The 24,837-nt window shown below is 33.0% G+C and carries 29 protein-coding genes and 3 pseudogenes; 4 read left to right on the plus strand and 28 right to left on the minus strand.

The genetic code is table 11. The annotated features are described in order from the left end of the window. Nucleotides 1-174 precede the first annotated feature (174 nt). From CWR45_RS20015 to CWR45_RS01010, 3 genes are all read right to left on the minus strand, one after another. Nucleotides 175-327 carry a hypothetical protein gene (locus CWR45_RS20015; RefSeq protein ID WP_245975305.1) on the minus strand — a complete coding sequence of 51 codons (153 nt, stop codon included), beginning with the start codon at nucleotides 325-327 and terminating at the stop codon, nucleotides 175-177. Nucleotides 328-405: 78 nt separating this feature from the next. Beyond that, nucleotides 406-867 (minus strand): VOC family protein, encoded by a 462-nt coding sequence (locus tag CWR45_RS01005; protein ID WP_115747928.1) that lies wholly within the window; start codon nucleotides 865-867, stop codon nucleotides 406-408. 210 nt (nucleotides 868-1,077) lie between these two features. Further along, the gene (locus CWR45_RS01010) at nucleotides 1,078-2,802 is read right to left on the minus strand and encodes a sulfate adenylyltransferase (protein WP_115747929.1); all 1,725 of its coding nucleotides are present in this window, start codon (nucleotides 2,800-2,802) and stop codon (nucleotides 1,078-1,080) included. Nucleotides 2,803-3,204: 402 nt separating this feature from the next. Between CWR45_RS01010 and CWR45_RS01015 the strand changes: the two genes are divergently transcribed. Beyond that, nucleotides 3,205-3,390 carry a hypothetical protein gene (locus tag CWR45_RS01015; RefSeq protein ID WP_115747930.1) on the plus strand — a complete coding sequence of 62 codons (186 nt, stop codon included), beginning with the start codon at nucleotides 3,205-3,207 and terminating at the stop codon, nucleotides 3,388-3,390. Between the two features lie 203 nt (nucleotides 3,391-3,593). Here the strand turns inward: CWR45_RS01015 and CWR45_RS01020 are convergent, their stop codons facing one another. The 11 genes and pseudogenes from CWR45_RS01020 to CWR45_RS01075 form a co-directional block, all read right to left on the minus strand. Continuing rightward, the gene (locus CWR45_RS01020) at nucleotides 3,594-4,463 is read right to left on the minus strand and encodes a protein-glutamine gamma-glutamyltransferase (RefSeq protein WP_115747931.1); all 870 of its coding nucleotides are present in this window, start codon (nucleotides 4,461-4,463) and stop codon (nucleotides 3,594-3,596) included. A gap of 240 nt (nucleotides 4,464-4,703) precedes the next feature. Beyond that, nucleotides 4,704-4,850: a hypothetical protein gene (locus CWR45_RS19655; RefSeq protein ID WP_170138757.1), complete on the minus strand. Its 147-nt coding sequence runs from the start codon at nucleotides 4,848-4,850 to the stop codon at nucleotides 4,704-4,706. Nucleotides 4,851-5,181: 331 nt separating this feature from the next. Further along, nucleotides 5,182-5,568: a hypothetical protein gene (locus CWR45_RS01030; protein ID WP_115747933.1), complete on the minus strand. Its 387-nt coding sequence runs from the start codon at nucleotides 5,566-5,568 to the stop codon at nucleotides 5,182-5,184. Between the two features lie 133 nt (nucleotides 5,569-5,701). After that, nucleotides 5,702-6,145, minus strand: coding sequence for an SRPBCC family protein (locus tag CWR45_RS01035; protein ID WP_115747934.1), 444 nt, complete (start codon nucleotides 6,143-6,145; stop codon nucleotides 5,702-5,704). 185 nt (nucleotides 6,146-6,330) lie between these two features. Continuing rightward, nucleotides 6,331-6,513 (minus strand): hypothetical protein, encoded by a 183-nt coding sequence (locus CWR45_RS01040; protein ID WP_147294817.1) that lies wholly within the window; start codon nucleotides 6,511-6,513, stop codon nucleotides 6,331-6,333. Nucleotides 6,514-6,961: 448 nt separating this feature from the next. Next, nucleotides 6,962-7,684: a hypothetical protein gene (locus tag CWR45_RS01045; RefSeq protein WP_115747936.1), complete on the minus strand. Its 723-nt coding sequence runs from the start codon at nucleotides 7,682-7,684 to the stop codon at nucleotides 6,962-6,964. A 2-nt stretch (nucleotides 7,685-7,686) separates the two neighbouring features. After that, entirely contained in the window at nucleotides 7,687-8,544 is an 858-nt protein-coding gene (locus CWR45_RS01050; RefSeq protein ID WP_115747937.1) for an ATP-binding cassette domain-containing protein, read from the minus strand. Further along, nucleotides 8,541-8,909, minus strand: a complete 369-nt coding sequence (locus CWR45_RS01055) for a GntR family transcriptional regulator (RefSeq protein ID WP_115747938.1) — start codon at nucleotides 8,907-8,909, stop codon at nucleotides 8,541-8,543. Before CWR45_RS01055 ends, CWR45_RS01050 begins: the two co-directional genes overlap by 4 nt. A 501-nt stretch (nucleotides 8,910-9,410) precedes the next feature. Beyond that, nucleotides 9,411-9,920, minus strand: coding sequence for a YfiT family bacillithiol transferase (locus CWR45_RS01060; RefSeq protein ID WP_115747939.1), 510 nt, complete (start codon nucleotides 9,918-9,920; stop codon nucleotides 9,411-9,413). Between the two features lie 690 nt (nucleotides 9,921-10,610). Beyond that, nucleotides 10,611-10,758: pseudogene (locus CWR45_RS20430) on the minus strand (YkvA family protein); the annotation flags it as partial. 621 nt (nucleotides 10,759-11,379) lie between these two features. Then, a complete protein-coding gene (locus CWR45_RS01075; protein WP_115747942.1) occupies nucleotides 11,380-11,811 on the minus strand; it encodes an N-acetyltransferase in 432 nt (143 codons plus the stop codon). Nucleotides 11,812-12,443: 632 nt separating this feature from the next. Between CWR45_RS01075 and CWR45_RS01080 the strand changes: the two genes are divergently transcribed. Continuing rightward, nucleotides 12,444-12,635 carry a hypothetical protein gene (locus CWR45_RS01080; protein WP_115747943.1) on the plus strand — a complete coding sequence of 64 codons (192 nt, stop codon included), beginning with the start codon at nucleotides 12,444-12,446 and terminating at the stop codon, nucleotides 12,633-12,635. A 632-nt stretch (nucleotides 12,636-13,267) separates the two neighbouring features. Here CWR45_RS01080 and CWR45_RS01085 read toward each other — a convergent pair. The 4 genes from CWR45_RS01085 to CWR45_RS01100 form a co-directional block, all read right to left on the minus strand. After that, complete coding sequence (locus CWR45_RS01085) at nucleotides 13,268-13,885, minus strand: chloramphenicol phosphotransferase CPT family protein (protein ID WP_245975312.1); 618 nt, start codon at nucleotides 13,883-13,885, stop codon at nucleotides 13,268-13,270. A gap of 618 nt (nucleotides 13,886-14,503) precedes the next feature. Further along, nucleotides 14,504-14,704, minus strand: a complete 201-nt coding sequence (locus tag CWR45_RS20020) for a hypothetical protein (RefSeq protein ID WP_245975306.1) — start codon at nucleotides 14,702-14,704, stop codon at nucleotides 14,504-14,506. Between the two features lie 166 nt (nucleotides 14,705-14,870). Then, nucleotides 14,871-15,062, minus strand: coding sequence for a hypothetical protein (locus CWR45_RS20025; protein WP_115747945.1), 192 nt, complete (start codon nucleotides 15,060-15,062; stop codon nucleotides 14,871-14,873). A gap of 128 nt (nucleotides 15,063-15,190) precedes the next feature. Further along, nucleotides 15,191-15,532: a VOC family protein gene (locus CWR45_RS01100; RefSeq protein WP_115747946.1), complete on the minus strand. Its 342-nt coding sequence runs from the start codon at nucleotides 15,530-15,532 to the stop codon at nucleotides 15,191-15,193. Nucleotides 15,533-15,643: 111 nt separating this feature from the next. Between CWR45_RS01100 and CWR45_RS01105 the strand changes: the two genes are divergently transcribed. Continuing rightward, a complete protein-coding gene (locus CWR45_RS01105; RefSeq protein ID WP_115747947.1) occupies nucleotides 15,644-16,162 on the plus strand; it encodes a TetR/AcrR family transcriptional regulator in 519 nt (172 codons plus the stop codon). Nucleotides 16,163-16,481: 319 nt separating this feature from the next. Here CWR45_RS01105 and CWR45_RS01110 read toward each other — a convergent pair whose 3' ends face one another. From CWR45_RS01110 to CWR45_RS01135, 8 genes and pseudogenes are all read right to left on the minus strand, one after another. Then, nucleotides 16,482-17,381, minus strand: coding sequence for a peptidoglycan DD-metalloendopeptidase family protein (locus CWR45_RS01110; RefSeq protein ID WP_115747948.1), 900 nt, complete (start codon nucleotides 17,379-17,381; stop codon nucleotides 16,482-16,484). A gap of 127 nt (nucleotides 17,382-17,508) precedes the next feature. After that, a complete protein-coding gene (locus CWR45_RS19660; protein ID WP_170138758.1) occupies nucleotides 17,509-17,667 on the minus strand; it encodes a hypothetical protein in 159 nt (52 codons plus the stop codon). Nucleotides 17,668-17,778: 111 nt separating this feature from the next. After that, nucleotides 17,779-18,546 carry a hypothetical protein gene (locus CWR45_RS01115; RefSeq protein WP_115747949.1) on the minus strand — a complete coding sequence of 256 codons (768 nt, stop codon included), beginning with the start codon at nucleotides 18,544-18,546 and terminating at the stop codon, nucleotides 17,779-17,781. A 285-nt stretch (nucleotides 18,547-18,831) separates the two neighbouring features. Further along, nucleotides 18,832-19,065, minus strand: a complete 234-nt coding sequence (locus CWR45_RS01120; RefSeq protein ID WP_115747950.1) for a hypothetical protein — start codon at nucleotides 19,063-19,065, stop codon at nucleotides 18,832-18,834. A 435-nt stretch (nucleotides 19,066-19,500) separates the two neighbouring features. After that, entirely contained in the window at nucleotides 19,501-19,707 is a 207-nt protein-coding gene (locus CWR45_RS01125; RefSeq protein ID WP_115747951.1) for a hypothetical protein, read from the minus strand. A 618-nt stretch (nucleotides 19,708-20,325) separates the two neighbouring features. Continuing rightward, nucleotides 20,326-20,580, minus strand: a pseudogene (locus tag CWR45_RS20370) (GNAT family N-acetyltransferase); the annotation flags it as partial. A 45-nt stretch (nucleotides 20,581-20,625) separates the two neighbouring features. Next, nucleotides 20,626-20,940, minus strand: coding sequence for a hypothetical protein (locus CWR45_RS20375; protein ID WP_342770073.1), 315 nt, complete (start codon nucleotides 20,938-20,940; stop codon nucleotides 20,626-20,628). Between the two features lie 418 nt (nucleotides 20,941-21,358). Further along, a complete protein-coding gene (locus CWR45_RS01135; protein ID WP_115747952.1) occupies nucleotides 21,359-21,928 on the minus strand; it encodes a dihydrofolate reductase family protein in 570 nt (189 codons plus the stop codon). Between the two features lie 109 nt (nucleotides 21,929-22,037). On the opposite strand from CWR45_RS01135, the pseudogene CWR45_RS01140 reads away from it, so the two are divergent. Further along, nucleotides 22,038-22,978: pseudogene (locus CWR45_RS01140) on the plus strand (helix-turn-helix transcriptional regulator). A gap of 528 nt (nucleotides 22,979-23,506) precedes the next feature. On the opposite strand, the gene CWR45_RS01145 reads toward CWR45_RS01140, so the two are convergent. Both CWR45_RS01145 and CWR45_RS01150 read right to left on the minus strand, forming a co-directional pair. Continuing rightward, nucleotides 23,507-23,956 (minus strand): DinB family protein, encoded by a 450-nt coding sequence (locus tag CWR45_RS01145; RefSeq protein ID WP_115747953.1) that lies wholly within the window; start codon nucleotides 23,954-23,956, stop codon nucleotides 23,507-23,509. A 414-nt stretch (nucleotides 23,957-24,370) separates the two neighbouring features. Then, complete coding sequence (locus CWR45_RS01150) at nucleotides 24,371-24,580, minus strand: hypothetical protein (RefSeq protein ID WP_115747954.1); 210 nt, start codon at nucleotides 24,578-24,580, stop codon at nucleotides 24,371-24,373. Nucleotides 24,581-24,837: the final 257 nt, after the last annotated feature.

Raw genomic sequence — 24,837 nt, forward strand, 5'->3', positions numbered from 1 at the left:
GGAAGTTCCTCCAAATACTTGTATTGATGAGCACAATACAAAGGGTTGAAATAAATAATTAATCCCAAATTTGTGGTCTATCAATATCCATTGTTCTCATATAATCTAATAGTTGTCCTGTGTGAATAGATTCGTGATAAGCAATACACAATAACATATCACCAAGTGTTCTAACTACCCTACATCAGAACGGTCTACTTTTATATTTTCTAAATCACTGGGATTGATTGACTTTATGTAACTAAGGAAATTTTCACGATTAGGTTGGGGAAATCCTAATTCATCTTCAACTGTTGTAAATTCTTTTGCATCAAAAGGATTAGACAAATTTTTTACGCTCCACTGCCCCCTCCCATAAAAACCTGATGGTAAAGAAACTCTCATTCTAATATATGTCTTATCATTTCAGCACAAGTGTTTTGATAATCGCCCTGTTAAACTTGCACGCGTTAATTTAATGAAAATGTGTATATATGAGTTGTTTATTTTAGATCGTTCGTAAATTTCTATAAGTGAACCAGCAGGATCCCTAAATTGAGCTACCTTAATGCCCCAATCCTCTTGTTCAGTCGGTTTAGTAATAAACTCTACCTTCCTTTTTAATTCTTGATATGTCTCTTCCACGCTTTTCACTTTAAAAATTAAAGCTGTTCTATCAGCCTTTTCAATAACCGTAGAAAAATCTTCACCATTAGCTTCAACCATCTGTTTACGTTCAAAAACACCTAAAGTAGTACCATTAAATTTGAAATCAGCATAATTAGAACTTTCATCTCCCCAAGTAACATCAAATCCCAATGCATTTCTATAAAATATTAAACATTCTTTATAATTATCTACAAGTAACCGAGTATGAGTAAATTCCATTAAAAATATCTCCTCTTCCATTTACTTAATAATCACTTATAAAATTAATTTCACTCACTCCATTAGTTAAAAAAGACCCTCATATGTGAGGATCTTCTTATTGTGCTTAACTTCCAGTTTAAGTGTATTTCCTCACAAATTTTTCAGGGATGAAAGGCTGTATCAAAAATCACTCACATATTGCGAGTGATTTTTGTTTTTTCTATTTTTTTAATCCTCATCACTACCCCGATATCGTTTGTATGGCAGTGGATTCCAAACTCGATATTGTAAGTCCTCCTGACGAAGTGGTGACGGAATATCATCAAAGATTTTACGTGCAACTTCTAATTCACGTTCCGCTTCAGATTTATCTTGATACATAAATTCATCCGAAGCTTTATCTAGTGCTTTATTCACCTTTTCTTCTAAATACTCAACGACCATTTCTTGTTGTCTATGAATCGATTCTCTAGTAGATGCCACCCAATCAGGCTGTGCGCTACGAAGCGTATCAGAAACATAGCTATACTCTTCAAAAATATCCTTATAAATCTTATCCGCATTATCACGCGCATCCGTAATAACAGTTTCTAAATCCTCTATCGTCAATTCTTCAACCTCAAGCGATTTTCTCCGTTTGGGACCGCCTATTCTTGACCTTGTTAAATAATAAGGGAAAATACTATTTATCGTTTTGCCAACTGGAGAGATGGCCATATTATTCTCATCAAAACCTTTTGGCTGTACGCCCTGCATCGCAATTCGAGCTGATTCAGGTCTCACGATTTCCTTTGGTGGTAGCACCCCATATCGAAGCAACTCGCGAATTCCTGTACCCGAAATATTAATACGATATTGCTCATCATGTGGACATGTATGCCCCGTTGCCTGTGTGCTGCAACGCGTGCAATAAAACACTTCATGAAATAGGCGGATATCAATCCCTAATTCCTCCGGTCTAAATTCATCAAAAATCGTATGGCTCGCATATTTTTCATAATAATCACCAATACCCGCGTGATCTCGTCCTATTAGGGCATGTGTACATCCATAGTTTTTCATAATCAATGCATGCAGGACCGCTTCCCGTGGGCCAGCAAAGATATAGGTAACCCGGAGTGGTGCAAGAATTGTTCTTTCCTTTGGATAATATGTATCCAACACACTGCGGTAAGATAACATCCGAAACTCATGTCTAGTATATTCACGCTTTGCCATTTCGACCAAGGGCTGAACAAATAATCCATCTAACTCTTCTAATGCATTTCGATGAATATACTCGTGTCCGCGATGTAAAGGATTTGCTCCTGTAATAAATCCACCAACTGATTTAAATTTTTTTTCCGTATAAAATAACTTCCATGTTTCTTTCGGCTCCATTCGAATATCTTCAAATGGACCCCAATGAACCCGACGAAGCAATTGAATTGGACCAGCTAAAGCAGTATCCCCCATTCGACGATAGATTGAATCGACTCCAGGGTGGTTACGGTCATTTGTGCCGAAAAGATGGGTTGCGCGGAACTCCCGATCATAATGAAAGATATCATTCAACTTAAGAATGGCGACGGGTTCTCTCGTTTCATCAGCAAGAGCGACTTCATCCCCAACTGATAGTGTCTTAATAACTTGCTGATTTCGGTCACCAGTTGGTGCGAAACTAAGTGGGACAGGCCAAACTACTCCATTTTTTAAGCGGCCCTTCGTAAGAACAGACTTGTAATCTTCCTCATCCATAAATCCTTCATTAGGAGACAATACCCCTGTTGCTATCATTTCAAGTGTAATGACAGCCTCCAAATCTACCATAATTATAGGTAACTGTTTTGCCCTATTCCTCGCTTCATCAAGCTCATTCCCTGCAAGAACTCGATTCACCAATTTTCCACCATGTGGCTGTTGTGGATAGCTAGCTAATGTTTTTTCATCCAACACATCAATAAATTGATCCATCATATCACCTTCCCATTATTACTTATATTCTATTGTTATTCTTTATCTCCTTCTTGAATTTAATGATTTTTTAATAAATTCAAATAATAAATCTTTAGACAGCAAATATAGACAATTATCTCTATTATTTTTTTAAGCTCACCAAAATCGTTTACTTTTCTATTTATGAAAAGATGACAAGGTTAAAGCAATAGATTGAGCTGTTTTTAACTTATCTTCAAATCTGAGAATTGCTTAAAGTATTAATGTCTATCTAAAAAGAGGAATATCTGAACCTAGATTGGTTATCGCTGATACAAAATATTGAGAGTGTTCTATATCCGAAGCATTCTTATAATCACAATTGTAGTTCGTTCACTATATATTATGCTGTAACTAACTATAATTAGGAGGAATTCTTACATGCATTTTCCATATTTTTGTCCGCAATCACCTTATCAACCAGTCCCTCTTCGTCCACAATCACAACATCAGTTTCAGCAATTAGACGATGATAAAAATAGGTATTTTGTCGATTACCCAAATGCTGGTGGTAGTGCACAGCGTTATTTTGAGAAATGCTATGGAATTTTACTCCCACCACTATAGCGAATAAAACGAAATAACCAAAAAAGCTGATTATCCCTTTTACAAGAAAATCAGCTTTTTGTATTGTTAACGTAAAACCGCTTCTTTGTTTGCAAACTTTTTCAAGCACTTTTCCTGTAACAACAAGCGATTAATCTTTGTGAGAAGCAAAAAGTAAGTAAACACGAAAGAGATAAAACTTATTTATCACTTAACATTATTGTTCATGGGAATAAGTTTATATAGCCTATCTGATTATAAATCATATTTAAATAGTATAGGTATCGATTATATGAAATTGAACTTTCGTTATGGTGAAATAAGATAGGTTGAATTTTATGATTGATATAACCTCGTGTCAGCATCGAATATTTCGCCAAATGTTTAAACGATAGTCTTGTGACTAAATTTGTCAGATAGGCTGATTGATTACTCCCTGGCATTCTTGTCTTATTTAGAGCTTGAATCATTTGTTCAGCGTTCCTTATCCCAATTCCATGCCCAAAATATGTGCCATCTTCGAGAACTACGGCATTTTCTCCTCGCCACCAAGGGGTTTCTAGATTAAAATTCGGATTATTAAAGTAGACGACATCCCCAGGTAAGAAATGACTCGTATGAATGTCGTGTATTCCAAGATCAGAATCAGAATGCCAGCTATATAAATAGAGATTTTGGAATAATTGATTAAATGAATGTTCATTAATACTGTTTAGTACGGCATAGTAATAGATAATTATTATTGCAGTAGCACATTCAAACGCATAAAGTGAACTATTTTTGTAAATGTCTCGAATAGCATCAGCTGGTTCTACATCATCCCTTAATCGGAATCCGCCGGCATCTGTCAATAGCCAATATTTGGGGTTACAACGAGAATTTGCTAAGCTAGCAAACGGTGAATAGCCTTGATCCATGGTCCTTGAACTTTCTATGATGTTTTTTCGCAACTTAAGTTCAAACGATAATTCATCCATGGATTGATACGAATAAACGATTGGAACTTCCTGCATTCGTTGAATGATTACACTTTCAATACTATCAGATGGCCACATACCACTTTGTTGAAACTGCATCCCTGCTAGTTGTATCACAATCCTTCACTCCAATCTAAATATCATTTGTAGTATTACCAGCATATTCAACCTATTTTTGAATGTGTTGTTGAATTACACTATACAATATTAAAGTTGTCTAATTTTAAATCCACAAAAGCGCATTACCCCGTCCATACAAATGGACGGGGTAGAAATAATGTTATTTAATTTTTGAATTAATTACCGAATAACTCTTTTATAAGGCTCAAATGATATGTAGTCCCAGAATCTTGTAAATCATTCTTCATCATTTAATGATGAGGTTATAGGTGGTCTTTGTTCAATTTTAATGAGTGCTGCAATGGTTACGGGTGCATATTTAATCGAAGCAAATTCAGATAAATACGACGAACTATGAAAGTATTTAAGAGATTCAGCCGCCATGGTAGCACCTGCCATTTTTGCATTACAATAACAAATTTCATAGTAATTATATGTAAAAAATTTGAAAGTCACAACTTTTTCAACTCCCTAAAACAATTCCAACAGGAAAAATAACAGAAATTTTTTTTCGAATAATTCAAATTAAAAAATCGATAAGAATACTTACTCTCATCGATTTTTTACATTCTTAGATGGTGGCCAAAACTGATTTACATTATTCTTGAACTAACCTGCCTCTTTATTTTAAGTAAGTTTATTCACAAACTTAGACTTTTACATACAAATCAAATAAATTTCACCCAATTTATTCATTAAATCCTCTTTAGAAAAATCAATTATAGGAATTGGATTTTTCGACTTTCTTTAACCCCTCTAGTATAGTTATAACGATACTAGTAATACCAACAATTGTACCTAGAGTACCAATGGCAATTATCCAAATACTAGGAATCACAAAACCTACTATAATAAGACCTAAAAAGGTCAATACTATAAAGGCTTGGTAAATAGCAGAAATAATATTTAGTACAAGATGATTAAAAAACGATAAAATCAAAGGTGGTAATAATAGCAGTATTAGTGTTCCGAGAGACATCAACAGATTTAATGGTTCATCGAATGAAACAGTATTAGGACCTGTTGGATTTTTAGCAGCTAATAATAAAGCAACAATAGCTAATATCATAATCATTAAAAACATAGATAGTCTTTTTACCATAAACCAATACTCCTTTTAATTTTTTTCTGTATTCCCATTTAATTTTTACAAATCGAATGAAAGAAAACTCCATAAATCATACTTAAAATGGAACATTTTCCAATTTTCCCCTAAAATAAGTATGACTTAGGATTTAAATATCCTGTTTATATACAATTCCGTACTCTAAGTATATCTTTAGTAGCGTTAATGCTTCTCCCCAACCTACTGCACATCCAATACAGGCTTTTAAATCTTTTTCTGAATTTGTATAGCCTATCTCATTTAGAACTACTAATGTTCCGTCTTTATAAGGCTCAAGTTTAAAAGTTACTGTTGAATTTTGTTCTCCTGGTGACCATTGAAAAACAAACCTTTTGTTTGGAATTGCTTCAAGTATCTTCCCACCATCTTCAATATTCACATTTTCACTACCAAAATTTGCCCATCTCAATCGTATTTCACCAGTTCCATTTGGGTTAATCTCTAAAGATGTGTCATCTGTAAACCAAGCATTCCAACCTTGAGATGTTGAAACTGTTTTATATACTTCTTTTAATGGTACTTTAATGTAGGTTTTATGGTTTATTTCTGGCATTTTCACTATCCTCCATATCCCTTAATTTTACTTTATTCTAAAACCTTTACTTTTCTTGTCCATTTTCAACAATCCTGCCCCTTTAGTAAAATATCTTTTACATAAACAACGTCTTTCTTGAATTAACACATCAGTTAATACAATAAGAAAATAGCTTCAATTAGCGATTTAGTACAACAAGAATCTCATTTTATTTCTCTAAAATTAAATAATTCTGGATTTGAAATTGGTATTTCATATTTAGCAGCAAAATCAATTAATCCATTATAAATTTGCTCTGGATGGAAATTAGCGATCCTAAAATTAAAACCTTTGTTAATTTGCACGATTACAGATTTTTTCGCCCAACCGACACGTTTAAATTTCATTCCAACTACCTGGTTAATGTGAACTTCCTTTTTATATATTGTTAAGAAATGAAATAAGTATTTCAAAAGCCAGAGATTCTTCCGCTATTCTAAACTTAAATCGCATAAAAATTGGGAAAATAATGTATTTCGGATAATCCCTACCCGTTAATAGTCCCCACGTTACAAATGCGAAAAAAAGAACTGTGCCACCCTTTGTGTTGTTGCATAATAAATCATCTTTCCACCCCTAACTAATCTTTATTAACTTCTTGTTAACTCTTTGCTTTAATACTAACATAATATTCAAATAAAAAAGACGATTATTTTGATAACCGCCTTGCTGAACTCTTGCACCAGTTTGTTGAATATCAATTTCTCCTTTAATCATACATTGAATAAGAAGGCTTGCATCATTTATGTGATTTGCAAGCTATATTATCCAAATACTGAAACAAACATTGCCAGATTAATCCTTTCTTGACTTTGGTTTTAACGAAGCATTTCGCATAATCGGATAGGTTAATAATAATGCTCCAACGCTACATAATCCTAATAAAGTAATTAATGTCATTCCCAAAATATCTAAATCCAACCCTAAAAACCATTCCATACTATTGCTTAAATAACCGCCATAATATAAAACCATGAAAGTAGCTGACAACAACATGAGAATAATTATAAATTTTCGCATTCCTAAACGGAAGTTTATACTATAAAGTAGAAAAGGCACGCCGAACAAGAAGAGTCCAAACATAAGATCAATCCATAAATAAGCGAAGAAATGATAACCATCTACTAGGAATACTCCCGGATGGAAAATATTCGCTCCAATTTCCCATTGGAGATATAAAGTTTTTAAAATATATTGCAACACATTGAGAAATGTAATGCTTATAACAACTCCTAAAGTACCTAAACCAATAAATACTTTGAGCAGTTGTACTCTGGTACTTCCCATGCCAATCGCTACTGGATATAGTGTCCTATATCCATTTACTCCAAATATTATAATAAAAATATAAGTCGGACCTGAAATGGAGGCTAATACTTCATCTCCAAGTCCAAATATATATCCAATCAATGCCCAACATAAGGTCAATGGAATCGTAATGTAGAGTAACGCAAATTTTCCTAGAAAAAATAAGAATTCCTCTGATACTAAACGAAATGTTCCATATAAAGAATTCATACTTACTCTTCCTCCTCCGTCTTATTTAGCAAATAATCTTGTAGTTTTACTTTTTCTATTGAAAGTCCTTTTAAAGATGCAATTTCTTTCCATTTTTCATTAAAAGGTACATCAACCATTACTTTTAATCTAGATCCTAATTCACTTACTTCTAAAACATATTCTCCTTCAATCACTTCTTTTATATTATCTTTTCCTCCTGCCAACCAGATTCCATTCTCTCTCAGTTCATCAATAGGTTCATGTATGAATACTTTTTTATCATGAATAACAGCAATTGAGTCACATATCGGTTGGATTTCTTCTATATGATGCGTAGATATTAAAAACAATCGTTCCTCCTGACTTTCTCGCAAAATTTGATGCATTTTTTTACGCATATTAGCATCTAATCCATTACTAGGTTCATCCAGAATTGTAATTTTTGCATTGCTGGAAATTCCAATGATGAACTGTAAAGCAGATTTCATTCCTTTTGATAACTTTGATATTTTCTTCTTTTCATGCAGCCTAAAGATCTTTAAAAGTCGATTAGCCATATCCCTATCCCAATTGGAATGATAATACTGTCCAAAACGCAATGCATCCTTTACATTCCACATAGTATTAAATGGATGCTCTTCTTGCATGTAACATACATATTGAACAACTTCTGCACGATTATAGGGGGCCGTTCCCTTGATCTCAACAATTCCTTTGTTTGGCTTTTCATGCCCAGCAAGAAGTTTCATTAATGTCGTTTTTCCAGCCCCATTCCGTCCCCAAATAGCAGTAATCCCATGTTCCCTTTCTTTGAAAGAAATATCCTCAAGGATTGGTTCTTCTCCATAGCTATAGGTAACATTCTCAACTCGAATCATTTCCTCTCCTCCTGTTTTATTAATGTCATCACAGTCTCAACACTCATTCCCAATCGCTTTGCTTCTTCTAGCAGTGGCAATATATATTCATTTCGATACTGTTTTTTCCTTTCGTCTAACAATTTTGTTTTAGCTCCTTCCATAACAAACATCCCAATACCACGTTTTTTATAAATGATTTCTTCATCAACCAAAGTCTGCAGTCCTTTTCTCACAGTTGCCCTATTGATGTTATAAAAATTTGATAGTTCATTTTCAGATGGAACTTTTTCTCCTTCTATTATCTGTCCTTCAACAATGTCATCTCTTACGATTTGTGCAATTTGCTGAAAGATGGGCAATGACTCATCTAATATTGGCTTCAACAAAAATGCTCCTTTCTTTGCCTCAGTTCTTCTCATGTTGATTGTACGGTTGTATACTTGTGTAACCAACTGTACAATAACTATATAATTTTGTAAAGGGGTTTTTGTTCAATACATGGTTTAATTAAAGTTTTTCTGAAAAATATGATATGTCGATTACACAAAAGAACACTGATCCATTCAAAAATTTGAACGAAATCAGTGTTCTTCATATACTTATGCATTACTTGACAGGTAAGTTCTTCCATTTATTTGCAATGGTTTAACCATTAAAAATACCCTTTTGTTCACCCTTTATTAAACTAAACTGTCCAGTTAGCTTTATAACAACTAACAATTTTAACATTAAATATCATCAGTTCACCCATCATTATTCTCAAGATTATTTTATTCAGCGATTTGGATATGATTATTTTAAAAATAATTTTGGAGTGAGTCTATGTTGTTATCAGATGCTACAAAATCTTATAAGGCAGATATGAGAATCAAGGGATTTTCATATCAGATTTTAAGTGCGATTTTTATATGAGCTAAGTGATGCTCCTCGTGCCAGGCTAACTTTGCAACTTTTGATGCAACTGTTATTTTTCCGTTTATGCGGTGAATAAAAGTTCGATCTAATTGCTCCTCAGTTAAACTATTTCCTAAAAATACGATGCGCTGATTTATACCTTCTAACATTTTAATAGAACTTTCTACAGGAAGCTTTGTATCCGGCTGAATAGCCCACTTTTCTTGGTCAAAAGCTGGCACTGTTGGATTTTCATCTGTTAAAGCAAGCTTTAAACGTTGATACATATTCAACTGAGAATCTGCAATGTGATGAACAAGTTGACGAACTGTCCAGCTACCTTCACGATAAGTTTTGCTTAATTCCTCATCACTTAATGAGTCGAGAGTTTCTTTTAATCGAATCGTGTAAGATTCAATTTCCTTTAGCCATTCTTGAATATTTTCGAATTTTACTTTTTCAGGTACTTGTAGTTTCCCAATTGGATATCTTACATCCATTTTCAATCCCCCATTTCCCTATTCGTTATTTTTTACTTATCTATTAATAAATAAATTATCTGATAATACTCGTTATATTTTAACTTAAATCACCTTATTAAGTGTTTTTAAGAAAATGGCCCGATTGCTGATTAAAAATTTATCTGGTCTTTCCACAATCCTGCCATTTAGTACAATAACACCAGTTATAACTTAGAGGCTGAAATATTCTTGGGCAATTTGCAAATGGTCCACCTGGCTTTCTGGATACCACGCTTTTGTTTAACAATTAGGACGTTCAAATAAAAGGTTAAATTCAGGAAAAATCTACGTATTTTTCTCTAGCGATCTGGTTAGAGGTTGTTGTTTTTCTACTTCACTTGTTCCACCCCAACAAATTTTTGTCATATAATCCCTCCGGTTCAACTAATTTAATCCGCTAGCATACTTTAATGATAACATAATACTCTAAATATTTTATCGGATTATCCAGAAGAAAAAGGCGATCATATATAATGATCACCTTGTTTAACTCTTGCACCTGTTCGCTGAAGAAGTTATAAATTTTTATAATAGCCCAAATAATGATGAAACCCCAAATTGATACTATTACTGAACCGATTATCCAATTTTTCGGTTTACCATATTTCATCATTTCTTCTGCCTTAACTTCACAGTCAACTAATACATTCTTCGGTATCATTTTCAACGCAAACAATATCCCTATAGGAAGGAGAATTACATCATCTAAATAGCCAAGAATAGGTATAAAATCTGGTATGAGGTCAATTGGACTGAACGCATAAGCAACCACACAAGCAGTAAATAATTTAGCATACCAGGGTGTTCTTGCATCTTTATAAGCATAGTAAAGAATAAATATCTGTCGCTTTAAACTTTTCGCCCAAGCCTTCGTTTTCTTAAACATTTTATCTCCTAATAATCAATAGAGTTTATTTTCATTATAACAAAATAAGATGGACAGTTATTGGATTAACCTGTGCCTTTTAGTACTATAAATAGGATACTACTATCTTTATTTAATAATTGCACCCATTAGCTTAATAAAAAACGCCACGGAAAAAACAATATTTTCCATAGCGATAAGTTTACTCTAGTGAATCATTCCTCTGTTTCTTCAATGAATAGATGATTCCATAAAAATGAAAAGCAGTAAATACAAACACTATGCTCCAAAATATTGGGTCACTTACAATATTGTTATTATTAAATAATGCAAAGAATACAATTATCAAAAAAACAACCAAAGATATTATTCTATTTACAATTTCAGATTTAAACATTTTATTTTCTTCCCCTTTAGTTAAATAACTATTTTTCTAATAGTAGCAATTACTGAAAAACGACAAATTAGGGATTGCCATGTTTCACTATCACCATATAGTTTAATAAGGATAGAGACGCTTATTATACAATCGTGCCCTTACGGAAAACGAAATAATCTAACTAATCATCTCACTTAACCCTTTTCCCATCCCATTAAAAATTCTTCCTCACCAGTCTGCTCGTCTAATGATTCGTTCTCTATTACAAAACCATTTTCCAAATAAAAGTTAACGGCTTTATTATTTTTCTTATACACATTTAATTGTATATTTTCCCTTCGTCTTTTTATAAAATTTAACAATCCCTTTCCATATCCTTCACCTTGGTGCTTAACATCAATAAATAATGCAGCCAAATAATTATTTACCATTGATACGAAGCCCACAACATCATTGTCATTGCTTATAACATAGGTTTCAGACATTGGAAGATACTTTTCTTTCATCTCCGTTTGCTGTGATTTCCAATAATCCTTATCAATAAAGTCGTGTGCTATTAAGGAACCTTCGTACCATATTTCTACTAATTTATTAACTTCTGTTTTCTTGCTTAATCTAATATTCACGTTGTCACCCCTTCAACATATAGCACTCATGAGTTATTATTCTAAGGTTAGTTCAAATCGCTTTATTCTATTAAATGGCCATTTTGCCGAATATGTCTTGAGAAATATCCTCTTAGCTAATCTGCTTATATAATTTAATTAGCAATACTGCCATTAAGCCAGCAATAACTGGACTTCTATTACACAACTTCTTGAATTCTTGTATAAGTAGTTCTGCCTCACTATCTTTTATTATTTTAATTTATTTACCTTTTATATAGCTTACTACCTTTTCTTTATGTTTGGTAAGCAAAGCGTTCTACAGTTAATCTGTTTCGTATATATATTCTAGACATTACATCGTCTCCTTAATTATTTCAATTTCAAACATTATGTAGCCATTTCTTTTCTTTAACTATCCCGCCACTTTAGTTCAATAATTTCAATAACTTCTACATAAAATAGCGTTAAGCCTTCTTTAGTTTACGCACCAGTTAGCACAATAAGTCAAACTTTATAATTTTCCTCATCCTCTTATCAAATTCTAATGTTCCTATCATGTTTGTCTCATTTCTGGGGTTTATTATTTTAAATAAGGAACAACAAACAACTTAAATAGATATTACAACAAAAATTATAGGAGGTTGTTTACTTTGTTTAATATAGAAAAAACGTTATTAAATAAAAGAAAACTGTTTGTATTCAATTATAAAGGAAAAGATCTCAAAGGCGTTTACCATAATGGAGAGATTACATGGTTTCATCCTCAACCTGTAACATTTCTTAACAACCAACATTTAGATGAAATCGAATCTAAAGTTCATAAAGAAATGATAGATAGATAACTAACCAATAAATAAAAAATCTCAGATTACTAATCTGGGATTTTTCTTATCTTCTCTTGTTGAACTAAGCACCATATAGTTTAAGTATCTTATTTCACAAACTATAATAAGAATGTTTTTAGTTACTACACGATAGTACACCTATTATTCCAACGAAATGTGAATATTAATTTAATTAATAAAACTCATCTAGATTTCATTTAAAATTCTGCTATATTTTTATGTTGTCTTTTCCAATATATGATCATCATTTTTCAATAATTTTATTGTATAGAATCTCCTTTGGATTTATAACAATTAATATTATTGTGACAACAAGCATCAGGGCTTCATTGCCGGTTGTATTTAAAGGGTGGTAAAAAGAGACAGTATTAAACTGATTGTTGCCTTTCCAGCTTTATACAAACGTATTTGCCCTGGGTCGGAAGCTAACAGCCGACTACGCCAAGTGTACTCCTTATACCAATGTCTCATCTTTTCACCTACCGTTTTCCTATTTTTTGAATGTAGGTTTAAATTTACCATTGGCTTATTTTACTATTAATGCATAAATAGCGGTGGCTTGTTCCCAATTTACCATCATTTGATGATCTTCCATGTTTAAACGATTGCACCTGGTACAAAATCTATGTTTATTCATTTTCTATGTTTCTAATAAGCTGAAAAGCTGTCGGGGGGTGCTCGTCTTCTAGTCTCTGGGAAATTAATTTAGCACACTCTTCAGGGCTTAGTACAGATGTATCAACTTCAATGTCATAAATACCAGGTACATGAACAAGTTTCTGCCATAAAGCAACTGGCTTTGGTACTTTAAAATCTTCATCGTAACCAACATTCCATGTCTTGATTCGTCGTTCCATAATAACTTCAATTGGACAACGAACTCCTATAAACAAAACAGGAAGTCCATCTAATATTCGGGCACACTCTGGAAGAGTTCTTAACGGAACTGAATAGCCCTCATGATGCCCTACATCAACCGCGACGTTAAGTCCTTGACGACTGAATTGTGCTATTGCCTCATACATCGCTCGATACATGATTTTTATAGTCGGTTCGAGTTCGGGAAGTTCACCTCCAGGTCTTAAACCGATTCCAGGCTGAAACTGTTCAGGAGTCATCCGCATGAACTGATCGACCCCAAAGTTCATCCACACACCTTCAAATGTTTTCTGGATTACTGAAGCAATACTTGACTTTCCTGATCTGGGAGTGCCGTTTAGAATTATAATCTTTCCAGGTTTATCCACTCTTAACAATATTAGATTCCTCCTTAACATTCGTTGTTGAATTAACCTACCCATTTAGTGAAATAGCTGCCGTTCGATCTCATATTCAACTAATGCACCTGTTCTATTCAACTAATGGACCTGTTCGTATTATAAGGTTAACCAGAAATTAATTTACTGGCTTTTCGAAAATAAATCTTTACCAACCTACTCCAATACTTCAATAAGAATGAGCCGATGTCCTTCATTCGCCGTAGTGGCGATCTTCTTGTTGTGTTAAAGCACCCGTTTGCCATCCATGGAGCGCAAAATCTGCGCTTCACCAAAAAGAATGAAAGTTTGTTTCTATGTCTATAATGACTTTTGGGTACTTTCACACCAATCTTGTCTCAGCATTTAAAAATCAAAAAATGCATGGTAGCTAATTAAGAAGTTTTTTATTTACTCTTCTTCTACATCCAAGTTTAAATAAAATTCATCAACAATTGGATAAATCTCTGGCTCTGTACTGTAGTAATTATCTTTTACATATGTTAATCCAAATTCAAAAGTCTCTTCACCACCATCTTGGAAAAAAGTAATAGAATAATTAGCTCCATCCCTTGACTCTTGATTTTCATCAGGTATGAATCTTATTCCCTATATTTCACTTAGAAAATCCTCTATATTCTTATTATCTGTAATTGTTTTTTTGTAACCAGTATTTCCATCAAAAATAACTATTTTGTTTACATGATCAAAGTCTTTCTCATAAAATTCTTGAAGTGTCTTTGTTTCCAAACTACAACCTGTCAATAAGGAAATAAATAATAACAAAGCTACAACTTTTTGTGTTTTCATAAAGTCCCCCCCTTTATCAGACGGTTTTATTTGAAAAAATGATTCATCAGTTCTACAAAAAGACTGCCGTATTGACGATCTCCTTGTTGTGTTAAAACACCAGATAGTGAAGGTTAAATATCATATAAAACTTCCGACATCCCTTCCTCAAATGCGTTAGTCTGCTTTATACATATTTTTTAGAATTGGAGATTTTAAAAAGTGAAATGATCAGTATTAGTGTAGATAAGGAACCCGCAGACATTAAAGTTATTATTTTTCGTTCGTTCTTCTCTTTTAAAGATTTTACAAGCTCTCGGAATACCGCAATCCATATAACAATAACTATAGCTACTATGGTAATAACATCTGTAGACACATTAATATTTTATCAGATTCTTAACATACATTATTCCGTTAAAGCACCAGTTGGTTGAAAAAGGATATAAATAGAAGAATAAAAAAACAGACAAATTAATTTGTCCATTTGTCTGTTTTCCATTAGCATTATTTTTCTTTTGTAAAATCAATAATTCTTAAAAGATTACCTGAATTATCTTTATAGATAGCATAACGTCCAGGTGGAACATCCACGGGTCCCTTTATGAATTCTAAAGTATCTTTATTATCACTATAGATTTCATCTACACTATCTACTAAGAAAATTCCACCAGCTGATAATTCCTGCTCATCATCCTCAATCATTAATTGTATTTCTGAATCAGGTAATTTTAATGCTGCAGTATGATCTCCTTCACGCCAAGCTTCCTCAAAACCAAGTTTGTCTCGATAGAAAGTAAGCGATTCTTTTAGATTTTTTACTGGATGACACAAAAATACTAATTTCATAATTATCCTCCTTATTTATTATATAACGTAAGTTAATTATGTAATACATAAGATGATTATGTTCAGAGTAAATCATTTACGCAATTCTGTCAATATGATAAACTTAATTTTATGAAAGAGTGGATACCAATACCAGGGACAAGCAAGGAAATACTTATTAAGGTAGCATTAGAAGAATTTAGCATTAAAGGATATAAAGGAGTAAATATTACAGAATTAGCAACTAAAGCTAATATGACTACTGGTGCAGTTTATCACCATTTCGGTTCGAAATCTAAACTTTATGGGGTAGTTAGAGCTGAAATGGAACAAAGAATTATAGATAGAATGGAGGGAGCTGCTTCTTTATTCGACCAGACAGATGAAGCGCTGAAAGCTGCACTCATCACTGGTTTAGACTTTGCAGTGAAAAATAGCATTTGTAAGTTGATTAGTGAAGAATTTCCCGATAATAAAGAGGGTAAAATAGAAGCATATCTATCTAACATAAACTCTAATAAAGAGCTGCCAATTGAAATTGTATTAATTTCTTCTTGGCGTTCAATTCTCAAGGGTATATCTTGCGACCAAGTAACACTTGAACAAGGAAAAAATCTAATTAAATGGATATTTAAAAGGGAGAACAATTAGTGCTCCCTTTTTTGCTTTTTTCAATAATCCTTCCCATTAGCTAATCCTTCCCATTAGCTAAAGAACGACTTCCACATTTATGATTTACTTATTTTGTTAAAGCACCAGTTAACACAAAAAAGATTAAGATTAAAATAGCATAAGTCATTCGTCGTTTCCTTTGTGAATCCATAAAATAAATTAGGTGCAATTCATTCTTAAACTTTCCCATTAATTTAAGAAAAAAGTACACTTAAAGGAAGCCTCTTATTCTACTATTGCACCAATTATTGAAATAAGAAATATCTTTAAGAATCTGACGGAAACTAAAAACTTCTGCTTACCACACTAAACTGTTTCTTATTAGAAATCTTCCATTGAAATGGATTGGCACACCTTCTCCGTTTTTTTCAGCATGAATGTGTAAATGGGGTTCTGATGTATTTCCTGAATTGCCGACTAAACCAATTGGCTGTCCTTTCTGTATACTTTCCCCTTCTTTTACAACAACGCTTCCTTCTTGCATATGTGCGATATAGACGATTACATCTTCACTCTCACAGAGTAAGTTGGCGAAATTTCCTCCCGCATTTTCCAAATCAGTATCGGGAGGTGTCAAATCCGGCAAGTCATTACGGACTTCCAGAACACTACCGGTACACGGACTAAATAATCGATCTCCATATATGACGTATTTATCAAGTTCTTCCGGGTAAATACCGGCTGCTCGATTACCGAATTTATTCAGTTTAACAATGTCCAAAGCATACTGCTGTCTAGGATAAGCATTGTGATAATTAATTTGTACATGATTTCCTCCCTGACCAACATAATATGTCCCGTTTTTCAGTGGAAAGTCGAGTTCAATTGCATCACCTTTGGTTGTAAAACCACTGAAGGTAAAAACATTATAGGCACCGAAAATAAGTATAAACAGCACATTGATACTAAGAGACATCTTCAGTCTATTATTGTATTTGATACGAAACGGCAGAGATTGTATCTTTTTCCATGATTTATACGTCGCCAGTAATAAAAAGAACAATAATATGAATCTCAGATAATAACTGAACCAATCCCATGGCGATGAAATAAATATCCAGGTTGTAAGTAACACGGTATACATTGCCTGTATCATCCAATCCAATTTACTATGGAAAGTCCCTTTCCATAATGAAGTTATAAATACAGTCGGTAATACCATTTGGAAGACAAATAACTTCATAATTTCAAATGTCATATGCTTTCTCCTTGTCATTTTAATAGGCTGTTTTCATATAGTTTGTTGCTAGTATCACCGATGTTGATATAAACTGTGACAATACTTTGTATGGTACCAGTTAGCTTAAATCTTATAAAACAAACCTTTACTTAATAAATTCAACTTTAAGTAAGAGAGCAACGTCATATTCTAGCGACTCATCCAGTTGAGCCTCATCATCTTCATAAAACTCTGTGGTAGGTGAACTCATAACATTTCCATCACTAGAGAAAAAAATTGCCAATACTAATTCTCCTTGGCTCAAAGTTTTCTCTCCTTGAAAATTGCCCCATACTCTCGAATATTGTCTAAACCATTTGCATTTAAGTCAGATCCATTTACTTGAAGAAGAATAAAGTACACTCAGCCACTAATGTTACTTGTCATATGGTGGCATATCACCTTCACTACTTGAAAGAGTTATACTCTGTCGATCAACTTTATATGATAATTTCCAAGTCTCCGTTTCCATCCCTTTTTTCCAATGTTCCGTAAAGGTAACGATATAAATTTCTTTCCCAATTTCTTCTACGCTCGTTTCTCTTATAACTTGATGATTTCCTATTGCTCCATCCCATTGCCCAATAGTATTAGGAAATTCGTCTATGACCGATCCTTCACCAGAAGTTGCATAAGAAACGGCATCTTCTTTTGTAAATGGCGGCATAGGTGGAGAGGTTAATTCTAAATAGCCCCAACATAATATCAGTAATGCTATTGGTATAACCAAAAACAATTTTATTCTCTTTCCCGTTTTATTTCTTTTATATATCCACTTATCAAAAACCCCATATATTATTGCGGCTATCATTCCATAGATCGCAGCTGTTTCATCTTGAAATAACACACCGTTTCCCATTCCAAAAAAACCAAGAATTAGCACATACAGCCAGTCGTATTGCGGGAACGATTTTCTTTGCAAATACTCTATGGACATAGAGACTACATTCCCATAAATTAAGATAATCAAGCCAATATACATTGCATAGACGAAGAACCAACCGATAAATTGGTTCCCACGATTGTATTCAAATTCAAATCCACCGCTAAAACTTACAAGAACGAACAGTATCGAAAGAAATGTTGTAGTAACAAAGGTTGCAGTTAATTTCCTTAAAAGAAGGCTCTCCTTGTCTGTTTCCATATGTATTCTTCTCCTATCGGTAAGAATTATCGTTAGGTTAAGAGTGACGCTCCCTAAACCAATAAGTAGTTCTCCTTACATAGTTAGTCAATAATCAAAGGAAATCTTTGTAAACCAACCTACCCTTTTAGTTAAAAAGAACGCATACTGACGATCTCCCATTTGTACTAAAGCATCCTTTAGTTGAAATATTTTTACATTATATAATTTATTCAACAATCACGCCTGATTGTTATGCAATCATTTGACCAACCTTTACACCAAGACCTGTTTCCCAAAAAAAGTTTAAATATTACCATAATGAGGAACCAAGAATTTCGCAAGACTTGTTGGGGCGTACCATACAAATTGAAGGAAGTAAAATATACCCCAGATGGCATACGAAAGCCCAGTTGCAAAATACATCTTGGAACCTATTCCGCCTCCACTCATTCCAGCCCCAAATAAGACAAATGCGTTAAACGACAATAACAAAAGCAAAAAAAATAGGTAATATATATCAAATGCTTTCTTACTCAACTGTATCACTCCTATCAATTTCTATTTCTTCTTGCACCAATTACTTTAAGTACAATTATTCACAATTTATGGCTCTTGAAAGCCAACCGTTACCATAAGGAACACTATGAGGTAAAATACCAATACTAAGACGTTTATTCCAATTAAACTTATTCTAAAATCACCTTTAATTCCGAACCATCCAAGGATTATCCCCAGCATACCAAACACAAAAGGTAAGAAAATACTTAACTCCAAAATAAAGGAAAATGATTCACTCAGAAATGGAATAATAGTCAACGCTGTAAAGACAAGAGATAATTGAGAAAAAATTTTTTCTATGGATTTTGAGTTACTCTTTACTATAAATTAGTAACTCACGATAAGAACGGCTAATAAAATAATCCAAACCATTATGAGATATTACCCCCGTTTAATAACCTTTCTGTAAAAATTCTAATGCACCATTTTGTATAATAGAATATATTTCTGTTCTTTATATAAATTCAGACCTAATCTAATTAGAACTATTAAAAAAGTTATAGTAAATAGATAACCGATTGCATCCCAATCTATTTCTCCATCTCGAATTATATTCACAACGATAATCCCTACAAGTACGCCTGCAATACAAGAAAGAAATGTCTTATATCTGTTAACCAAATTATCTCCCCAACTCTTCTGCCCGTTTAGTAGGAGCATTACTGGAACAGCAAGTTATATACTATTAACAGAATAATGAGTCCAACCACTATAAACCTCCAAGTGTCGGGCTTCCGTAATATGTTCTATTGAAATTGTCATCGGTTTCAATTAAGCTTCATTGTCTTCATTTGAGTTGTTTCTAAATGAATAATAACCTATTATTGTCCAAATAACAGCAACAGCTAAAAGTAAAAGAACCTTGATATAGAATCCCCCTTTACTAGTAATACACTGATTGGAATTTATCAGATACTGGTTTTATAACATTACAAATAAACCATTATTAGTTTCATTCTTTTCCTCATAAATTTATTAACACTTCTGCCAGATAGTTAAATAACTCCAATTCCATAATACCATAATATTCGAAAAATATTTTTTTGGAAAAGAGACGATTGTTTAGATGACCGCCTTGTTGAACCCTTGCACCCTTTAGCATTAGTTTAAGATGCAATGTCAATGTTTACCCATCTTCCATTTTTAATAAGTTCAAAAGCTGTAAAGGGATGAATATCTTCCAATCTCTGACTGTATAAAAAAGATTGATCAACATGGAGTTTCTTTTATAATAAGGCCTTATTTTTTCACATATTTCAAAGCCAAAAAATTATTGATTCCAATTTTTTTCGCTACCTTTTGTGGAACGGCCCTCCGTTTATACTCCTCAAAACCCATTTTTCTATATAAATTCATTGCCGGAGTATTCGTATCAGCAACTTCTTCAATAACGTAATTGTTATACGTTGTATTTTCGATAATATGCTGGATAATTTGAAATGCTACGCCCTGTCCTCTGAATTCAGGAGCTGTTCCAACAAACTCAACTGATCCAGTATTTGGAGGGAAGTTTTCATAAGGAGCTTCAAATTCCTTTTTTTAAAAGATTCCTGCCATGCTTCCCTTGAAGAAACCTAAGTGCTTTCTCAACTCTTTTTTATTTAATCTTACCGATTTTTTTGTTCCATCTGTACATGCCGTAACTCCAGCAATTTTTCCATTGGCTATAGCTACAAAAAATTGATCTAAAATAAACATATGAGCAAAAGCCTTTGCAATAACGTTTTTATTTTTAGAAAAAAAGACAAGCCATTGTGTAAAGCCTTCCGCAAAAATTTCAGACACTTGCGTCCTTACATCTAAATCAACTTCATCGGCTTTCACAATTTGAAACTTATTACCTTCGGATTTCATATAGCATATTCCTTTCATTTATTAATGAATGAATATATTTTCGAAATAAATTGATACGATACATCGTCAAATTATATTCAACAACCCGCCATATACTACCCTAAAAAAGCTGACATCTTCTTTCTGAAGAAAAGCACCCGTTAGTCGTTGATGTTATTGGGTCCAGCCTGAATTTTATTGATTTGTAATTGGAAAATCCTCCGAGTACATAGCGTTTCTCCAGCAGCTTCTCTCCGTCTTCTACCCACTCGAAAAATAACAAAGTTTCATCAGGGAAGAACAAAGTTACGGGGAAAATGAAAGTAACAGAGAGATAAAATTCGGAGGATTTCAATGATCCTTATTTTCCTAACTCCTTTATTAGTTGAGGAGGTGATTTACTTTAACCTCGGATTAAGCACATCATTATGCTTTTCAATTACTCTTCATTAAGTTGATAGCAAAGTTGAACAACGCCAGAGGAAAATCTTTTTGTATCAATCAGTCTTAGATTCACTCTTTCCTTTATATCAATAAACAAAGGTTTTCCTTGCCCTAAAATAACAGGGTGAACAGATAACCTAAATTCGTCAACCAGCCCTAATTTAATAAAAGTTGTAATAAGACTTGATCCACCATATAGCCAGATGTCTCTACCAGGATTTTTCTTTAATTTATTAACTTCTTCAACAATGTTATCATTTATTAATATCGCTCGATTATCAGTCTCTTTTTTTGTTCTGGAAAACACATATTTCTCTTTACTATGAACCAATTTCCAGATTTCTTTTTCAGTATCCGAGTCTTCATTTTTTGGAATATATTGTCCCCATAAATCGTAGCTTTTTCTACCATATAAAATAGTATCAATTTGATTCAAGAAATTAGTGAAATCCATCTCAGGGTCCATAATGCACCAGTCAACTTCTCCTTTCGGTCCTTCAATAAATCCATCTAGAGTAACTGCTAAATCTAAAATTACTCTTGTTGCTCTCTCGTTAATGGTCATACTTTTATCTTATAGAATTCCCCTTGTTGATAACAATCATAAGGTATAAACTATACTATACGTAAAACATGACAAGTAATGACATGATTAAATGAAAAAGGTGAGAAAAATGTCAAAAGCCAAGCGTCTATTAGATATTCTTATGTTTGTTACGGCTAAAAAAAGTTTACAGTACAAGAAATAGCAGATGAATTTCATATATCCATTCGTACTGTACATAGATACATATTAGATTTATTTGATATGGGATTGCCGATTTATTCTGAACAAGGACGAAATGGGGGATATACAGTATTAACTAGTAGACTTCTTCCCCCTATTTTATTTACAGAAGAAGAAGCTGTTTCTATCTTCTTTGCTTTTCAATCTCTAAATTACTATCGCAACTTGCCTTTTGTTAGTGAAATTACCTCGGTTGAACATAAATTATATAGTTCACTTCAGAGTGAAGCTAAAATAAAAGTGGATAAAATTCGCTCTTATATTGCTTTTTGGAACCCTAAAAGAACTATTGATACTCCATTTTTAAAAGATGTTTTAGAGCATTCTATCGAGAATAATAATTTACACATTCAATATGAATCTAAATCAGGTATACGAAAAAAACACATCCGTCCTATCGGTGTATATGCTCATGATGGATTATGGTATTTGCCTGCTTACGATTATCATCAGGAAAAAATATTACTGTATCGTGTAGATCGCATTCTTTCCATCTTATCAATTGAAAAAAATGAGGATGAATTCATGAATTTAAAAGAATGGTTCAACTTTCATGAAGTAAAAAACCCAATTCGACTGCATGTACACTTAACAATGGAAGGTGTCCGTCAATGTAAAAGTGTTCCATATTTTGATGGTTTTGTAGTCACACAAGAAGACGGATTTGGATACATAGATACAGTTATTGATAGAGGTGAACTTAATTTTATAACATCACTATTTTTGAGACTTGGAAGTCATGCGCGAATTTTGGAATCAAAGGAATTAATAGTAATACTACGTAAACAAGCTGAAGAAATTTTAACCATGTATCAAGATGAGAATTAAATTATTTATTTTTTATCAATCCTCTATTAAAATCGGGAGCTAATAGCTATATTTTAACAACCCCTTACTTCAATAACAATTACGTTCCTTTCATTTTGCTGATTTCGGATTAAAAGTGTAACGATTTTATACTCTTTTTGTTAAATAAATTACGTTCTTTTCGAAAGAATACAGACTGAAAACATGATGGCCTAGCGGCTTAAAAAAAGTGAGAAAAAACACTGGCAAGGGTACCGAATCAAAAGCGAAAGGAAACAATCTGAAAAAAACCTTACTAGACAAAAGATAGTAGGAATATTGAACAAAGGAAAATGGACTGGATCACTATTGGATTCAGACCGAATTCTTACTGATTTAACCGATTGAATGGTGTTTGAAAAACCATCGGAATAGGATTTTCACTGATTTCTCCCGGTCCTTACCTTTACCAATAGAATACGAACTGACATTCATCAGTGAAGAAGGGAGTGCAGGGAAACACTTCCGCACACGCACCAGTTAGCACAATAAGTTTAAAACAAAAAAAGTCTAATTATTTAATTTCTTATTGATTTGTTTCAGATGGTGAATATCATGTTTTACAAAGATTTTAATAAAACTTTCACCTGAAAACTGTCGTTTGCCGCTTCCTATAGTAAATCTAACATCTTCTCCTACTTTATAGATACTTTCAATAAGTTCTTTACGTGTCTCTATGAAAGTTTCTATAATAGATTCAACTGAGTAGTCTCTCAGATATGCTATTGCTTCCTTATTATGTTCGTCATGGTTTGGAAACTGCGGCAAGTTTGCCCCGTTAGTCATTCTTGGAACCATTTTTTCAAGATTATATTTATCCCAATAATATAAATGCCCTACAATTTCTCTAATCGACCATTTGTCCTTGCTTATCGGTTCACTTAACTGAGATTCTTGTATATCTATTAATTTTTGAATTGCATCCAGTGTTTCGCTAAATTCCTTTAATATCTTACACATATCGCTTCCCCCACCTATAAATATTAATAATACAATAAAAACCAAAAAACAACATACGTTCTATTTTAGTTGAATTAAATTCTTGCTGTTATTCTATTAATTCAACAAAAAAGGTGCTTATCCTGCTTTGAATAGCATCAGTTAGAGGGATAAAAATTATATTTTTATTTGATGAATTCCTAATTTCAATTCATCACCTGTTAATGTATCTTCCATTATAATACCTAAAAAACTAACTCTTTACCTTTGGGATAACATTTTTTTGCTTAACCCATTTTACACCAGTCTGATTTGGGACAGGGTTATTCGGAGATTTCGGAGTTTCCAATCGGAATATTAATCATTAAATCACATAAAAAAATAGCGCCAACTTCTCTTTAAGAGAAATCGGCACTTCGTTTATTTGCTATATGTTTAGCGTGACGCTTTTGGAGGTTGACACACGTCACACTTACGTTGGTTATTATTTTTAAATTTCGTAAATGTTTTTTCAAAGTTGCTGCCACATGCACATTTAAATAGTAACTTTTGAGAAAAACCGTTATATTCGGTCGTTAGCAACTTACTTTCCGAATTGCTCTCAACAAATTCTTTAATTTTACCAATCGTCCATTTTTTATTCATTCTCTTATACCTCCATATTTTATCGATAGGCGGAAGCTTTTCTTGGCATCCGTTCAATTAAGTAAAAGTCGTAATAATCTTAAGTTCCTCATTATATCATGAGCTTACACACAATTAAATAGATGGAAGGTATTCAATATTCGAATATTTATGCTGAGGAAAAAGACAACCGTTTGGTACCGACCCCCGAAAGTTAGAGTAGAAAATCTAACTTTCGGGGGTGTTTTTATGGTCAAATATAGTGAAGAATTTAAAAT

Origin of the sequence: Oceanobacillus chungangensis (assembly GCF_003369565.1) — a bacterium.
Taxonomy (GTDB): domain Bacteria; phylum Bacillota; class Bacilli; order Bacillales; family Amphibacillaceae; genus Oceanobacillus; species Oceanobacillus chungangensis.